14 protein-coding genes are annotated in these 16,806 nt (G+C 53.8%); all 14 read right to left on the bottom strand.

Going from position 1 to position 16,806, the window contains the following annotated elements:
• Positions 1-80: 80 nt before the first annotated feature.
• Positions 81-1,040: an acetyl-CoA carboxylase carboxyl transferase subunit alpha gene (gene accA, locus L350_RS08400; RefSeq protein ID WP_003856154.1), complete on the bottom strand. Its 960-nt coding sequence runs from the start codon at positions 1,038-1,040 to the stop codon at positions 81-83.
• 12 nt (positions 1,041-1,052) lie between these two features.
• Positions 1,053-4,535 carry a DNA polymerase III subunit alpha gene (gene dnaE / locus L350_RS08405; protein WP_022647113.1) on the bottom strand — a complete coding sequence of 1,161 codons (3,483 nt, stop codon included), beginning with the start codon at positions 4,533-4,535 and terminating at the stop codon, positions 1,053-1,055.
• A 38-nt stretch (positions 4,536-4,573) separates the two neighbouring features.
• Entirely contained in the window at positions 4,574-5,170 is a 597-nt protein-coding gene (gene rnhB / locus L350_RS08410; RefSeq protein WP_032625574.1) for a ribonuclease HII, read from the bottom strand.
• Complete coding sequence (lpxB, locus tag L350_RS08415) at positions 5,167-6,315, bottom strand: lipid-A-disaccharide synthase (protein WP_023305467.1); 1,149 nt, start codon at positions 6,313-6,315, stop codon at positions 5,167-5,169. Before lpxB ends, rnhB begins: the two co-directional genes overlap by 4 nt.
• A complete protein-coding gene (gene lpxA, locus L350_RS08420) occupies positions 6,315-7,103 on the bottom strand; it encodes an acyl-ACP--UDP-N-acetylglucosamine O-acyltransferase (protein ID WP_003856164.1) in 789 nt (262 codons plus the stop codon). Before lpxA ends, lpxB begins: the two co-directional genes overlap by 1 nt.
• 3 nt (positions 7,104-7,106) lie before the next feature.
• Positions 7,107-7,562 (bottom strand): 3-hydroxyacyl-ACP dehydratase FabZ, encoded by a 456-nt coding sequence (gene fabZ, locus L350_RS08425; protein ID WP_003856165.1) that lies wholly within the window; start codon positions 7,560-7,562, stop codon positions 7,107-7,109.
• A 104-nt stretch (positions 7,563-7,666) separates the two neighbouring features.
• The gene (gene lpxD / locus L350_RS08430; protein ID WP_022647110.1) at positions 7,667-8,692 is read right to left on the bottom strand and encodes a UDP-3-O-(3-hydroxymyristoyl)glucosamine N-acyltransferase; all 1,026 of its coding nucleotides are present in this window, start codon (positions 8,690-8,692) and stop codon (positions 7,667-7,669) included.
• Positions 8,693-8,695: 3 nt separating this feature from the next.
• Positions 8,696-9,190 carry a molecular chaperone Skp gene (skp, locus tag L350_RS08435; protein WP_006810039.1) on the bottom strand — a complete coding sequence of 165 codons (495 nt, stop codon included), beginning with the start codon at positions 9,188-9,190 and terminating at the stop codon, positions 8,696-8,698.
• A gap of 123 nt (positions 9,191-9,313) precedes the next feature.
• On the bottom strand, positions 9,314-11,731 hold the full coding sequence (bamA, locus tag L350_RS08440) for an outer membrane protein assembly factor BamA (RefSeq protein WP_022647109.1): 2,418 nt from the start codon (positions 11,729-11,731) through the stop codon (positions 9,314-9,316).
• Between the two features lie 31 nt (positions 11,732-11,762).
• Positions 11,763-13,115: a sigma E protease regulator RseP gene (rseP, locus tag L350_RS08445; protein ID WP_032625572.1), complete on the bottom strand. Its 1,353-nt coding sequence runs from the start codon at positions 13,113-13,115 to the stop codon at positions 11,763-11,765.
• A gap of 11 nt (positions 13,116-13,126) precedes the next feature.
• The gene (gene cdsA, locus L350_RS08450; protein ID WP_023299368.1) at positions 13,127-13,984 is read right to left on the bottom strand and encodes a phosphatidate cytidylyltransferase; all 858 of its coding nucleotides are present in this window, start codon (positions 13,982-13,984) and stop codon (positions 13,127-13,129) included.
• Between the two features lie 12 nt (positions 13,985-13,996).
• Positions 13,997-14,755: a (2E,6E)-farnesyl-diphosphate-specific ditrans,polycis-undecaprenyl-diphosphate synthase gene (gene ispU / locus L350_RS08455; RefSeq protein WP_003856176.1), complete on the bottom strand. Its 759-nt coding sequence runs from the start codon at positions 14,753-14,755 to the stop codon at positions 13,997-13,999.
• Between the two features lie 185 nt (positions 14,756-14,940).
• Positions 14,941-16,140, bottom strand: a complete 1,200-nt coding sequence (ispC, locus tag L350_RS08460; RefSeq protein ID WP_032625570.1) for a 1-deoxy-D-xylulose-5-phosphate reductoisomerase — start codon at positions 16,138-16,140, stop codon at positions 14,941-14,943.
• Between the two features lie 92 nt (positions 16,141-16,232).
• Positions 16,233-16,790 (bottom strand): ribosome recycling factor, encoded by a 558-nt coding sequence (frr, locus tag L350_RS08465; protein WP_003856180.1) that lies wholly within the window; start codon positions 16,788-16,790, stop codon positions 16,233-16,235.
• Between the last annotated feature and the right edge of the window lie 16 nt (positions 16,791-16,806).

The following is a 16,806-nucleotide window of genomic DNA, read 5'->3' as shown; positions in this document are numbered from 1 at the left end:
ATCAGATAAGCATAGTTAAGGTAAACGGCAGGTATAAAAAAAGCCGCAACAATGTGCGGCTTTTAGGATAATTGTGAGGCTTACGCGTAACCGTAGGTCATCAGACGCTGATAACGACGGTTGAGCAGATCTTCTGTGCTCAGCACGTCCAGATCCGCCAGATCTGCCAGCAGCTGCGCTTTCAGGGAAGCAGCCATCACTTCCGGCTTACGGTGCGCGCCACCCAGCGGTTCAGGGATAACGGTGTCGATCAGCTTCAGCTCTTTCAGACGTGGGGCAATGATGCCCATCGCTTCCGCAGCCAGCGGCGCTTTATCGGCACTTTTCCACAGAATGGAGGCACAGCCTTCCGGAGAGATAACGGAATAGGTGCTGTACTGCAGCATATTCACTTTATCGCCCACGCCAATTGCCAGCGCACCGCCGGAACCACCTTCACCGATAACGGTACAGATGACCGGCACTTTCAGGCGAGACATCTCACGCAGGTTGCGTGCGATGGCTTCAGACTGACCGCGCTCTTCTGCGCCAACACCCGGGTAAGCACCCGGTGTGTCGATGAAGGTGATGATTGGCATATTGAAACGCTCAGCCATCTCCATCAGACGCAGGGCCTTACGGTAGCCTTCTGGTGCTGGCATACCGAAGTTACGACGGATCTTCTCTTTGGTTTCACGGCCTTTCTGGTGACCAATGATCATCACCGGACGTCCATCCAGACGCGCGATACCGCCGACGATAGCTTTATCGTCAGCGTATGCGCGGTCGCCTGCCAGTTCGTCAAATTCGTCAAACGCCAGGCGGACATAATCCAGGGTGTACGGACGCTGTGGATGACGCGCCAGCTGGGCGATCTGCCATGCGCCGAGATCGGCAAAGATTTTGCGCGTCAGTTCTACGCTTTTTTCACGCAGACGATGCACTTCTTCGTCGATGTTAATATCCAGTTTTTCATCCTGACGGCTTACGGCTGTCAGAGAATCGATTTTCGCTTCCAGCTCTGCAATCGGCTGTTCGAAATCAAGGAAATTCAGACTCATAGTATTCCTGTATTAGTCAAACTCCAGTTCCACCTGCTCCGAACCAATGAGGCCACGGAGATCGTTCAGTAAACGATCGCTCGGAGAGACACGCCACGTTGCACCAAAGCGCAACCGCGCACGTGCATCCGCCCTCTGATAGTAGAGATGTACTGGAATGGTCCCCGAGCGGTGGGGTTCCAGAGACTGACGGAGTCGGTTTAAAAGCTGGTCATCAATTTGCCTGTCCGTCAGCGAGATAGCAAGCCCGCGAGCATATTTTTCCCGGGCTTCGTCAATGTCCATCACTTCGCGGGCGGTCATTTTAAGCCCCCCGCTGAAGTCATCAAAGCTGACCTGTCCGCTGACGATAAGTATGCGGTCTTTTTCCAGCAATTGCTGGTATTTATCCAGCGCGTCGGTGAACAACATCACCTCCAGACGCCCGGAACGGTCATCCAGGGTACAGATGCCGATACGATTGCCGCGCTTGGTGACCATTACCCTTGCAGCAATCACGAGCCCCGCAGCCGTGGTGATTTTACCACGTTCTGTCGGATGCATGTCTTTAAGCCTGTGGCCGCCGACATAGCGCTCAATTTCTTTCAGATACTGGTTGATCGGGTGTCCCGTCAGGTACAGGCCTAACGTCTCACGCTCCCCATCCAGCACCACCTGTTCTGGCCACGGCTGGCAGTTGGAATAGGACTGCTCGATCTGCTCTGGCTCTTCCGCCAGCACGCCGAACATATCCGCCTGGCCAATGGCTTCCGCTTTAGCATGCTGATCGGCCGCTTTCAGCGCATCGCCGAGCGAGTTCATCAGCGCGGCGCGGTGTGGCCCCAGCCGGTCAAACGCACCGGACATGATCAGTTTTTCCAGCACGCGGCGGTTCAGTTTTTTGGTATCGGTGCGGGCGCACAGGTCGAACAGCTCGCGGAAATAGCCGCCGTTGTTACGCGCTTCGATGATCGCCTCGATCGGCCCCTCACCCACGCCCTTGATCGCGCCGATCCCATAGACGATTTCCCCGTCATCGTTGACGTGGAAATGGTACAGGCCAGAGTTAATATCCGGCGGCAGGATCTTCAGCCCCATGCGCCAGCACTCGTCCACCAGGCCAACCACCTTTTCGGTGTTGTCCATATCGGCGGTCATTACCGCCGCCATAAACTCAGCGGGATAGTGGGCCTTGAGCCACAGCGTTTGATACGACACCAAAGCATAAGCGGCGGAGTGGGATTTGTTAAATCCGTACCCGGCGAATTTCTCCACCAGGTCGAAGATTTTCATCGCCAGTTCGCCATCGACGCCGTTTTTCTTCGCCCCATCTTCAAAGATAGAACGCTGCTTGGCCATCTCTTCCGGCTTTTTCTTACCCATCGCACGACGCAACATATCTGCGCCGCCAAGGGTGTAACCAGAAAGCACCTGGGCGATCTGCATGACCTGTTCCTGATACAGGATGATGCCGTAGGTTGGCTCCAGTACCGGCTTCAGGCTTTCATGCTGCCACTGCACATCCGGATAGGAAATCTCTTCGCGCCCGTGCTTACGGTCGATAAAGTTATCTACCATCCCCGACTGCAACGGGCCCGGACGGAACAGGGCCACCAGCGCGATCATATCTTCGAAGCAGTCTGGTTGCAGACGCTTTATCAAATCTTTCATGCCGCGGGATTCAAGCTGGAAGACGGCTGTCGTCTCGGAGCGTTGCAGCATGTCGAAACTTTTCTTGTCATCAAGCGGGATAGCCGCAATATCCAGCGGCGGCTCGCCGTTCTTCTCACGGCGGGCGTTGATCATCTCCAGCGCCCAGTTGATGATGGTCAGCGTACGCAAACCAAGGAAGTCGAACTTCACAAGCCCGGCGTATTCAACGTCGTTCTTGTCGAACTGGGTGACCGGATGCTGGCCCGCTTCATCGCAGTACAGCGGCGCGAAGTCGGTGATTTTGGTCGGGGCAATAACCACGCCCCCCGCATGCTTACCGGCGTTACGCGTGACGCCCTCCAGCTTGCGCGCCATGTCGATCAGCGCTTTCACCTCTTCGTCGGCTTCGTAGATTTCCGGCAGCTGAGGTTCAGCTTCAAAGGCTTTCGCCAGAGTCATGCCCGGATCGGGCGGCACCAGCTTAGAGATTCGATCGACAAAACCGTAGGGGTGGCCCAGAACGCGGCCCACGTCGCGGATAACCGCTTTCGCCGCCATCGTACCGAAGGTAATGATCTGTGAAACCGCATCACGACCGTACATATCGGCCACGTGCTCAATCACCTGGTCGCGTTTTTCCATGCAGAAGTCGACGTCGAAGTCGGGCATGGAGACACGTTCCGGGTTAAGGAAACGTTCGAACAGCAGGTCGAATTCCAGCGGATCGAGGTCGGTGATTTTCAGCGCATACGCCACCAGCGAGCCGGCACCTGAACCACGGCCCGGGCCAACCGGTACGCCGTTATCCTTCGACCACTGGATGAACTCCATTACGATCAGGAAGTAGCCAGGGAACCCCATCTGGTTGATCACCTGGAGTTCAATATCCAGACGCTCGTCATATTCAGGACGCTTCTCTTTACGGACCGCTTCATCCGGGAAGAGGAATTCCAGACGCTCTTCAAGGCCCTCTTTCGATTTCATGACCAGGAAATCTTCCGTGGTCATGTCGCCCGTCGGGAACTGCGGCAGGAAATATTCGCCGAGACGCACGGTGACGTTGCAGCGCTTGGCAATCTCTACGCTATTTTCCAGCGCTTCCGGGATGTCGGAGAAGAGCTCACACATTTCCTCTTCGCTGCGCATGTACTGCTGCGATGAGTAGTTGCGAGGACGTTTCGGATCGTCGAGGGTGAAGCCGTCGTGGATAGCGACGCGAATTTCATGCGCGTCAAAATCGCCCGGCTCAAGAAAGCGCACATCGTTGGTGGCCACTACAGGCAGGCCACGCGCTTCCGCCAGGGCGACGGCCGCATGCAGATAGCTCTCTTCATCCGCACGCCCGGTACGGATTAGCTCCAGGTAATAGCGATCCGGGAAATGCTCTTCGTAGAACGAGACGCACTGATCCACCAGCGCGTTGTTCCCGCGCAGCAGACATTTGCCGACATCCCCCATACGACCACCGGAGATCAGCAGCAGACCTTCGTTCAGCTCCGCCAGCCAGTCGCGGTCAATCCATGGACCCAGCGCGCCGTAGCCGCGCTGGTAGGCTTTTGAGATCAGCAGAGTGAGGTTCTGATAGCCCGTGTTATTCATGGCTAACACGGAAATTTGCGTCATCTCATCGCCGAGCAGGTCGCTCTGCACGTGGAAATCCGCGCCGACGATGGGCTTTAATCCTGCGCCATGCGCCGTTCCGTAGAACTTCACCAGGCCACACAGGTTGGTAAAATCGGTGATCGCCAGCGCAGGCATGCCAAGCGAGGCCGCCTTCTTTACCAGCGGCCCGGTCTTTGCCAGCCCATCGATCATGGAGTAGTCGCTATGCACCCGCAGGTGTACGAAACGTGGTTCAGCCATCTTCAGATCCCGCGTTACTTAATTGCTTGCGTCTTGATTCAGGACACCAGTCCCAGCGCGCGTTTCACCGGGCCAAAGCTGCGCCGATGATGTTCAGTTGCGCCATGTTCAGCCAGCTTTTCCAGATGGAAAGCCGTTGGATATCCCTTGTGCTGGGCGAAACCATACGCGGGATAAGTGAGGTCCAGCGCGGCCATTTCGGCATCGCGCGTCACTTTGGCAATGATTGACGCCGCACTGATTTCTGCGACGCGGCTATCGCCTTTAACAACAGCCATTGATGGCATCGGCAGCGTCGGGCAACGGTTACCGTCGATCAGCACATACTCAGGCACAATCTTCAGGCCCGCAACGGCACGCTGCATCGCCAGCATGGTGGCGTGCAGAATGTTCAGATTGTCGATCTCATCCGGCTCTGCGCGCCCGAGACTCCAGGCCAGCGCCTTCTCTTTAATTTCATCGAACAGCGCCAGGCGGCGCTTTTCGCTCAGTTTTTTCGAGTCGTTCAGGCCAGGGATCGGGCGGGCTGGATCGAGGATCACTGCCGCGGTCACAACGGCACCCACTAACGGACCACGACCGACTTCATCCACACCGGCAACGAGGTGGGTATGGGGATAAATAAATTCCATCATTGTGCTAACTCCAGCACCGCATCGGCCGCCTGCTCATCAGCATTACAGCGGATCAGTTGATGCAGTTCACGGAAAGTATCATGCATCTGGTGGCTGGTTTTACCGTTGGCCAGCAGCGGCAGTAATGCATCAGCCAGTGCCTGCGGCTGGCATTCATCCTGCAAGAGTTCTTTCACCAGCTCGCGACCTGCAAGCAGGTTTGGCAGGGATACGTAGTCTGTTTTTACCAGACGTTTTGCCAGCCAGAAGGTAAACGGTTTCATGCGATAACCGACCACCATTGGGCATTTTGCCAGCATACACTCCAGCGCAGCCGTGCCGGAAGCCAGCAGTGCGGCATCGCTCGCAAACATAGCTTGCCGCCCTTTCCCGTCCAGCAGGCGGACGTGAAGATCCGGGGCAACCTCGGCTTTGATACGCTCAAACTGCTCGCGGCGTTTGGCATTCACCAGCGGCACGACCACTTCAAGGTCTGGGTACGTCTTGCGGAGAATTTGCGCCGTTTTCAGGAAATCGGCACTTAGCATTTCAACTTCCGCACCCCGGCTCCCTGGCAGCAGCGCCAGACAGTGCACATCATGCGGGATGCCCAGTTCGTCACGCGCCGCATTTTTATCAGGGTCCAGCGGCATGGCATCCGCCATGGTATGACCGATAAAACGGCACGGGACATTAAACCTGTCGTAAAACGCTTTTTCGAAAGGCAGAAAAGCCAGCACCAGATTGGTCGACCGTCCGATTTTGAAAACGCGTTTCTGTCGCCACGCCCACACGGACGGGCTGACGTAATGGATAGTTTTGATCCCCTGCTTTTTCAGGTTCCCTTCAAGGGTAATATTGAAATCAGGTGCATCAATGCCGACAAAGACATCGGGCTTGAGGTCGGTAAAGCGGCGGGTAAGATCGGCGCGAATATGCAGCAGGCGACGCAGGCGGCCCAGCACCTCGACGATGCCCATCACAGCCAGCTCTTCCATTTCATACCAGGCTTCACAGCCTTCGGCCTGCATCAGCGGCCCAGCCACGCCCACAAAGCGGGCATTGGGTACACGGGCTTTAAGCGCGCGGATAAGACCTGCACCAAGAATATCGCCGGAGGTTTCTCCGGCGACCAGGGCGATAGTAAGCGGACGACTGTCGACCATTAACGAATCAGACCACGGGTTGAACGTTCAAAGAATTCCATGAACGTTTTCACTTCAGGGTGCTTATTCGCCAGCTCGGCAATTTCCGGCTTCGCCTCTTCCAGCGTTTTACCGCTACGGTACAGCAATTTGTACGCATTGCGGATCGCGGTAATCGCTTCGCGGCTAAAGCCACGACGCTTAAGGCCTTCAATGTTCACGCCAAACGGCGTGGCATGGTTGCCCTGCGCAATCACAAACGGTGGGACGTCCTGCGCCACACCGGAGCACCCGCCGACCATCACGTGTGCACCGATGATGCAGAACTGATGGACTGCGGTCATGCCGCCAATAATTGCGAAATCATCGACCGATACGTGCCCCGCCAGCGTTGCGTTGTTGGCGAGAATACAGCGGCTACCCACGGTACAGTCGTGCGCAATATGCGCATTAACCATAAACAGGTTGTCGCTGCCCACCTTCGTCAATCCACCGCCTTGCGTTGTACCACGATGAATGGTGACGCTTTCGCGAATGCGGTTACGATCGCCGATTTCCACGCGGGTCGGTTCGCCAGCATACTTAAGATCCTGGTTAACTTCGCCGATGGAGGCGAACTGATAGATCTCATTGTTGCAGCCAATGGTGGTATGACCATTCACGACAACGTGAGATTTCAGTACTGTACCCTCACCAATTTCGACATGGGGTCCAACAATACAAAACGGGCCAATGTGGACGTTTGCGCCAATGATGGCACCCGTTTCCACAATGGCGGTAGGATGAATAAAGGCGGATTTATCAATCACGTATCAGGCCTCCCGGCTACGCGCACACATCATTGTCGCTTCGCAAACAACTTTGCCGTCAACCATAGCTACGCCTTTGAAGCGAGTCAGGCCGCGACGCGTTTTTTCAAAAGTGACTTCCATGATCATTTGATCACCAGGCACGACCGGACGCTTGAAGCGCGCTTCATCGATACCCGCGAAGTAATAGAGTTCACCCGGCTCCAGTTTACCTACGCTTTTAAACGCCAGAATACCGGTAGCCTGTGCCATCGCTTCCAGGATCAACACACCCGGGAAGATAGGTTTACCAGGGAAGTGCCCCTGGAAGAATGGCTCGTTAACGGAGACATTTTTCACTGCGCGCAGAAAACGACCTTCTTCAAAATCCAGCACACGGTCTACCAGTAAAAACGGGTAGCGGTGCGGCAGAAGTTCTAAAATCTCTTCAATATGCAGAGTATGAGTGTCAGTAGTCAAAATACTCTTCCTGTCAAATGTACTAAGTAGCAATAATAACACGGCCTGCCGGTTTATAAACAAAGCCGACAGGCCGGGAAATTTAGCGTTAAACGGATGAACGCTTAGTCTTGTTGATCGATTTTGCGCTCAATCGCTTTGAGTCGCTTGCTCATATCATCAATATTCATCACCAGTGCAGCTGTTTTACGCCATACCTTGTTCGGTTGCAGCGGGATACCGGAGGAATAAACGCCGGGCTCAGTGATGGGACGCATCACCATACCCATCCCCGTCACCGTGACTTTGTCGCATATTTCCATATGGCCATTGATCACGCTGGCACCGCCTATCATGCAGTAACGGCCTATTTTCAGGCTGCCTGCCATGATAACACCACCCGCAACTGCGGTATTGTCGCCAATCACAACGTTATGTGCAATCTGGCACTGGTTGTCTATGATAACACCGTTACCAATAATGGTGTCGTCAAGTGCACCACGGTCAATGGTTGTGCAAGCGCCGATCTCAACGCGATCGCCGATAATCACGCGACCCAGCTGCGGGATCTTAACCCAGTTACCCCGATCGTTGGCGTAACCGAATCCGTCAGAACCAATCACCGTGCTGGACTGTACGAGGCAATTCTCGCCAATCTCAACCTCATGGTAGACAGAAACATTGGCCCACAGACGAGTCCCTGCGCCAATTTTCGTATTTTTTCCAACAAAGCAGCCTGGCCCAATCACCACGTTATCACCCAGCACAACGCCGGATTCGATAACGGCGTTTGCGCCGACTGCCACGTTGTTACCCAGCTGAGCCGTTGGATCAATCGCAGCGCTGGCTGCAATGTTCTGCGCCGGCTGCGGCGTGGTATCAAGAATTTGGGCCATGCGTGCATAGGTCAGGTAGGGATTTTTCACTACCAGTGCAGCGTTAGTGGCAAACGGAAGATCGTCCTGCGTCAGAACAACGGCAGACGCCTGGCACTGAGCCAGGTGTTCACGGTACTTAGGGCTTACCATGAAGGTAATAGTGCCTGCTTTAGCAGATTGCATGGACGCAACAGCGGTGATGACGATATCGCCATCACCGTGTAATTCTGCATCCAACTGCTGAGCTAAATCAGCCAGTCGAATTGAAGGCATTACTTATTTAACCTGTTTCAGAACATCAGCGGTGATGTCTTTAACATCGCTGCTGTTGAATGCAACGGCGTTCGCATCAACAACCAGATCGATGCTCTGATCGGCTGCTACTGCTTTAACGGCAGACTGAATACGCGTCACCAGCTTGCCACGCTCTTCGTTAGAACGACGCTGACGATCCTGCTCGAAAGCCTGCGCTTTCTGAGAGAAGGTCTGGCGCTGAGACATGACGTCTTTTTCCAGTTTGCTGCGCTCGCTCGCTTTCATGGTAGAACCATCACGCTGTAAACGCTGCATCTTGGACTGAAGATCACCTTCCATACGTTGCAGTTCGCTCGCACGGCCTTTGAATTCGTTTTCCAGCGTTGCAGAAACGCCCGTTTTCTGTGCAACCTGCTGGAACAAATTACCCATGTTGACGATTGCAATTTTGTCCGCTGCCTGAGCAGAAGTTGCCATCGCTAAACCGAGACCTGCAGCTAATAACCACTTTTTCACAATTAACTCCTTACCATCCCATTGGCACCCGAGGGGTGCCGTTCTTTGCGTGGCAAGGCGACCGTTTTACCGATCGCCGGTTGTCAGCGCTACACTGCCAACGCATTCCATTGCAGCGGATTATTACCAGGTTTTACCAATGTTAAACTGGAACTGCTCCGCTTTGTCTCCATCGTATTTCTTGAACGGCTGGGCGTAGGAGAAGACCAACGGCCCCAGCGGTGACATCCATTGTAATGCGATACCTGCGGACATGCGAATGTTGCCCGGATCGCTGTAGTCCGGAACGCCCGCTGCACGCATCTGGGCGGTATTCTCCCAGTTGGTATCCCACACCGTACCTGCATCCATAAAGAAGGAGGTACGGACAGAGTTCGCGTACTTATCACTGATAAACGGCGTCGGCGTGATGAACTCGAGGCTCGCCACGGCCATGGCGTTACCGCCTACCGCATCATCAGAGCTACAGACTTGTTTTGAATCGCGGCTTGCGCAGTTATCTTCGTCATTACCGCCGTAGTAAACCGCTTTCGGACCAATGTTATTGGACTGGAAGCCACGAACGGTGCTTGAACCACCGGCGTAGAAGTTCTCATAGAACGGCAGCTCTTTGCTTCCGATACCGTCACCATAGCCCCAGCGGGTACGACCCAGTACGACCCACTTGTGGTCGTCATCAATTGGGAAGTAGGACGCCGTATCCAGCGTGACCTTGTAGAACTCGTTATCCGATCCCGGGATCGTCACCTTACCGTTCAGGTTAACGCGTGAACCTTCCGTCGGGAAGTAGCCACGGTCAAGACGGTTGTAGGTCCAACCGTAGTTGAAGGTGAAGTCATCCGCGGCGAAACCGTTGTCATCGCTGGACGTACTTGCAGACTGACCGATGGAGTCCAGGTAACGCCACATCGCCACCTGCGGTTGCATGTTAGACAGGTCGTTATGCACGTACCCTAAACCTGCACGCAGGGTGTTGTATTCGTTAACCGGGAAGCCGAGCGTACCATCCAGACCGTAACTCTTGTTGGTATACGAGGAGAGGTCCGCGTCGTCCGCTTTAAAGTCGTTATAGAAGATACGACCACCCAGGCTTACACCGTCCACGGTGAAGTATGGGTTGGTAACGGAGAACTCAGAGTAGGTCTGGTAGTCGTTTTTCGTCCCGTTGATACCGACAGAGTAACCCGTACCCAGCCAGTTATCCTGCTGAACGCCGACCTGGAAGCTCACGCCACTTTCAGTACCGTAACCAATACCGAAGTTGAAACTACCGGTATTACGTTCTTTAACTTTATAAACAACATCCACCTGATCTGGACGACCTGGTACACGCTGAGTATCGGTATCGACCGTTTCGAAGTAGCCCAGACGGTTCAGACGCTCTTTACCCTGGTCGACCAGATCGCTTCCCAGCCATGCCCCTTCCATCTGGCGCATTTCACGGCGCAGAACGGAGTCTTTAGAGGTATCGTTACCCTCGAAGCGGATTTTACGCACGTAGAAACGGTTGCCCGCATCAACGTTAACGTGAAGCTTAACAGTCTTATCCGCGTCGTTAATTTCCGGCTGCGTTTGCACACGCGGATACGCATAACCATAACGGCCGAGCAGCTTCTTAATGCTGTCTTCCATTTTGGTGACTTTAGATCCGCTATACAGATCGCCCGGCTGAATTTTGGTCAGAGATTCAATTTCAGCAGAATGTCCTGCCAGGTTGCCGCTGACTTCAACACCTGAAAGCGTGTATTTATCGCCTTCTGTGATGTTAACGGTAATGTAGATACCTTTCTTGTCCGGAGTCAGACTCACCTGAGTTGAATCGATGTTGAAACGGGCGTAACCGCGATCCAGATAGTAGCTGCGCAGGGTTTCAAGGTCACCCGCCAGTTTCTGTTTCTGGTATTTACGATCGCCTACCACGTTCCACCACGGCACTTCGTCACGCAGCTGGAAGTTGGAGATCAATTCGTCGGTGCTGAACGCGTGGTTACCCACGATGTTGATCTGCTGGATCTTCGCAGAAACACCTTCCTGGAAGACCAGTTTCAGGTCAACACGGTTACGTGGCAGCGGTGTAACAACCGCTTTAACGCTCGCGCTGTATTTACCGACGCTGTAATAGAAATCTTCCAGACCTTTTTCAATGTCTGCAAGGGTTGTGCGGTCCAGAGATTCCCCCACACGAACACCCGATGCCTCAAGGTTCTGCTTGAGCATGTCATCTTTCACCGACTTGTTGCCGGAGAAAGTGATGCTGGCAATCGTTGGACGTTCTTTTACCTGAACCACCAGCGTATCACCATCGCGCAGGACGCGGACGTCCTCAAAGTTGCCAGTGGCAAACAGAGCACGGATGGTGTTACTGATATCTTCATCATTAACCGTATCGCCGGGGCGCACAGGCATACTGAGGAGGGCCGCACCAACGGCGACACGCTGAAGGCCTTCGAAATGAATATCTTTCACTACGAACCCGTCAGCACCGTATACGGTCGCGCTGCTAAACAGCAGCGACGCTATGAGCAACTTTTTCATCGCCATCGTTATTATGCGTTCTTCCTAACTAACTCTCTTACAACCGAGAGAAATCATTGAAAAGTGCAAGCCCCATTAACAGCACCAGCAAAATCGAGCCAATGCGATAACTAAAGTCTTGAACTCGCTCGGATACCGGTCCGCCTTTTAGCTTTTCAATCGCTAAAAACAGCAGATGGCCCCCATCTAATACGGGAAGCGGGAACAGGTTGATTATCCCCAGGTTCACGCTAATCAGCGCAAGGAACATGAGATAGTAAATCACCCCGAACTCCGCTGACATCCCAGCCCCCTGAGCAATCGAAATTGGCCCACTGAGGTTGTTCAGTTTCACATCACCGGTTATCAATTTCCCCAACATGTTGACCGTAAGCTTCATCAGCTGCCATGTTTTATCCGTGGCCTCAACGATGGCGCTAAACGGCCCATACTGGCGTATTGTCTTGTACTCATCTGGCAGTGGGATCACTTTCGGCACAACGCCGGCAAACCCTTCCGCCTTACCGCCGCCCGATTTGGTATCCGGGGTGAGGGTCAGTGAGAGCGAACTCCCCTGCCTTTCCACTTCCAGCGCGAGCGGCTTGCCTGGATTATCGCGCACCAGAGTAACAAAGGTCATCCATTGTGTTAATGGCTGACCATCGACTTTAACGATCCTGTCACCCGCTTGTAAACCTGCTTTACTCGCTGCCGAATTAGACTGTACTTCGGCTAACACCGGCTCGATCTGCGCGCTGCGCGGGCGAATCCCCAATGTAGCGACTGGATCCTCTTTGTCTGGCTCAAAGCGCCAGGGGCGTAAATCCAGCACTTTTTCCTGCCGCTGGTCGGAACCAAAAGGCGATACGCTGACGGTTGTCTGCTCATCACCGATTTTCGCAACCAGTTGTAACCTCACGGCATCCCAATCAGGGGTTTCGATACCATCAATCGCTTTAAGTTCCATTCCCGGTGTAATTTGCGCCGTTGCCGCAATGGAACCCGTGGTGATTTCACCCACAACCGGGCGTACGCCAGGCACGCCGATAATAAACACCAGCCAGTAGGCGAAGATAGCGAAGATGAAATTGGCTACCGGTCCGGCAGCGATGATGGCAGCACGTTGGCCAACAGTTTTATTGTTGAACGCGCTATGTCGAAGTTCCGGGGCGACAGGCTCAACGCGTTCGTCGAGCATTTTGACATAGCCGCCCAGGGGGATCAGAGCAATGACAAACTCGGTGCCATGCTTATCGGTGCGCTTCCAGAGCGATTTGCCAAAGCCAATCGAGAATCGCTCTACCCGCACACCACAGCGCCGGGCAACCCAGAAATGGCCAAATTCATGCACGGTAATCAGTACACCCAATGCAACAATGAACGCCGCCAGATTCCAGAGAATGCTCAGCATAAAACCTTCCGTTATATCGTCCCAAACACCAGTAAAAGCAGGCAAGCAAATACGGGAACAGCCGCGGTAAGGCTGTCAATGCGATCCAGTATTCCGCCATGTCCTGGAATCAGGTGACCACTGTCCTTAATCCCTGCTTCACGCTTAAACATGCTCTCGGTTAAATCACCCAGTACCGATGCCAGCGCCGCGAAAATCGAACATATCAGCAGCGTGGAGGGGGCAACCTCAAGATTCGCCCAGACGCCATAGCCCCAGGAGATAATCGCTGCCGTAAACAGGCCGCCGATGAAACCTTGCCAGGTTTTGCCCGGAGAAACCTTTGGCGCCAGTTTATGTTTGCCAAACAGTTTACCAAACATATAGGCTCCGGAGTCAGCCCCCCAGACGAGAATCATCACATAAAGCAGCCATATTGCGCCGCTGTAGTGGTTTTCGTCATAGTGCCAGGCGCGCAGCGCAACCATACCCCAGAAGAACGGAACAATCGTGAGCAGACCAAAAATAAGGCGCAACACTTTAGAGTTACGCCAGATCGCCGCAGAGCCCGGGTAGAAAAGCACTAAAACAAGCGCAGCAATCCACCAGGCCAGCGATATCCATAAGGATCCGGCAACCAGCGGCTGGTGAACATCGTGATGATATTCAGGCAAGGTATACAGCATCAGGGCCAGTAAAAAACCACAGAGTACCGCCAGCCATACCCGCTGAGTGCGCGAGGTAAAGCCGCTAAGCTGCCCCCATTCCCACGCGGCGAGCATACACACCACCAACGTAACAATAGCGAATCCCACCGGAGGCAGTAAAAACAGCGCTGCGATAACGACGGGTATTAATACAAAAGCGGAAATCAGGCGATACTTCAGCAAAAGCTACCCCCATCAGGCGTTATCGCCACCAGGCTCGGTGCCGCCGAAACGACGCTCTCGATTGGCAAAGGCATGCAGCGCACCTTCAAAGTCTTGTTCATCAAAATCTGGCCAAAGAACATCCGTAAAGTAAAGTTCAGCGTAGGCAATTTGCCACAGCAAAAAGTTACTTATGCGATGCTCCCCCCCTGTCCTTATAACCAAATCCACGGGAGCCAGTTCATTCATGCAGATTTGCTGACTCAGCGCCTCTTCATCAATCTGGTCGGGTCTTAACAGCCCTTCCTGAACCTGCTCAGCCAAATGCCGAACCCCCTGGATAATATCCCAGCGTCCGCCGTAATTCGCCGCGATATTGAGCGTCAGGCCGGTATTATTTTCCGTCAGCGCTTCAGCTTTGCGAATCCGTTCCTGCAAACGTGAGTTAAAACGACTGGTTTCGCCAATAATACGCAAGCGGACGTTGTGGCGGTGCAGGCTTTTTACTTCACTATCGAGCGCCCACACGAACAGTTCCATCAACGCAGTCACTTCTTGCGCAGGTCGATTCCAGTTTTCACTGCTAAAAGCATAGAGCGTTAACGCATCAATGCCGTTATTGGCGGCAAAAGAAACGGCGCGGCGAACAGATTTCGCCCCGGCTTTATGCCCAAAGGCTCGTATCTTCCCTTGTCTTTTCGCCCAGCGGCCATTGCCATCCATGATGATTGCAACATGGCGACAGCCATGTGCTGGCAAGTTTTCGCTTATTGGTTGATTCGCAGACAACATAACGCGTTTTTAGTCCCTGAAAGGATTTAACGGTACACAGGAATACTGAAGCCTATACATAAAAAAGCCGTGTCATACCACGGCTTACCTGACCACTTAAAGCCAAATACCTGCGATCAGGTGGCGCAGACTATATCACTGAAGCCCAACGCTAACAAATAGCACGACGACTAGTGCTTGCTTTATCACCAGCTTGCGAGACGTGTCACCTGTTTACGCGCAACAATACGTGCCTGTTCATCCACGGCCAGCACCTCTTCCACACTCTGCGGCTCACGCAAATCCATCATCTCCAGCACGGATAAATTCAACGCGGCGATATCAGTAAAGCGGATCTGCTGATTCAGGAATGCTTCAACGGTCACTTCATTGGCGGCATTAAGCGCCGTTGTCGCCGCCTGCCCCTGATCGAAGGCCGTCATCGCCAGTTTCAGGCAGGGATAACGGTCGTAATCAGGCTCGCTAAACGTCAGTGAACTCAGCTTGCAAAAATCGAGAGGCTTAACGCCCGATTTTACGCGGTTTGGCCACGCCATCGTATGAGCAATAGGCGTACGCATATCCGGCTCGCCCAACTGGGCCAGCACGCTGCCGTCCTGATAGCGCACCATAGAGTGAATCACCGACTGCGGGTGGATCAGCACTTCCATCTGTTTCGCCGACGCATTGAACAGCCAGCGAGCTTCAATGTATTCCAGACCTTTATTCATCATGGTGGCCGAATCGACGGAGATCTTACGCCCCATTGACCAATTCGGATGACGACACGCCTGATCCGGCGTCATTGCGCTCAATTCAGACAGTGGCGTTTCACGGAACGGGCCACCAGACCCGGTAAGCAGAATCGACACAACGCCATTCTGCTCCAGGTCAGCGTACCCCAGGTTTTGTTGAAAAGGTTGGGGTAAACTCTGAAAAATCGCGTTGTGCTCGCTATCGACCGGCAAAAGACGCGCCCCACGCTGTTTTACCGCCTCCATAAAGAGGCGTCCGCAGGTGACCAGCGACTCTTTATTTGCAAGCAGAACATCTTTTCCCGCATCAATAGCGGCAAGCGTCGGCAGAAGACCCGCCGCCCCGACGATTGCCGCCATTACCTGATCAACTTCATCAAGCGAGGCTATATCGCAAGCCGCCTGTTGCCCGCTGAGCACTTCGGTACGACAGCCCTTCTCCTGCAACAGCGCTTTCACCTGGCGGGCGCTCTCTTCATCATCCATCACCGCAAAACGAGGGGTAAACTCCATGCACTGTTCGACCATTCGCTGCACGTTTTTTCCGGCCACAAGTGCGGTCACGGTGTAGCTGTCGGGATTATGACGTACGACGTCGAGAGTGCTGCAACCGATAGAGCCGGTCGAGCCGAGGAGAGTGAGATGCTTCATGAGATGCCCAAAAGTTAGACCAGATAAAAGCAAAACGCCGCCAGCAAGACTCAATGTCCTTCTGAACGGCGTTTATCAGTGTATAGCGAAAATCAGAACTGCATCAGTTCCGCTTCTTTTTCTGCCAGCGCCGCATCAATTTTCTTGATCGCCGCGTCGGTCATTTTCTGAATATCGTCCTGAGAACGACGATCGTCGTCTTCGCTGATCTCTTTTTCTTTCAGCAGGGCTTTCACTTTATCGTTCGCATCGCGACGCACGTTACGCACGGAAACGCGACCCTGCTCTGCTTCACCGCGAACGACTTTGATCAGGTCTTTACGACGCTCTTCCGTCAGCGGAGGCAGTGGAACACGAATATCCGCGCCCGCTGAGCTTGGGTTCAGGCCCAGGTCAGAAGCCATGATCGCTTTTTCAACGGCCGGGCTCATTGAGCGATCGAACACGTTGATTTTCAGGGTACGGGTATCTTCTACCGTCACGCTCGCCAGTTGACGCAGTGGCGTAGGCGTACCGTAGTATTCTACGATGATGCCATCCAGCAGGCTTGGGGAAGCACGGCCAGTACGGATTTTGCTGATTTGGTTTTTGAACGCTTCTACGCATTTGTCCATGCGTACTTCAGCATCTTTTCTGATGTCGTTAATCACGATACGAATCCTTGAA

The sequence above is a fragment of the Enterobacter sp. MGH 4 genome, from assembly GCF_000534735.1.
GTDB lineage: Bacteria > Pseudomonadota > Gammaproteobacteria > Enterobacterales > Enterobacteriaceae > Enterobacter > Enterobacter intestinihominis.
Note: the sequence above shows the minus strand (reverse complement) of the source record. Positions and strands in the feature narration are given on the sequence as shown.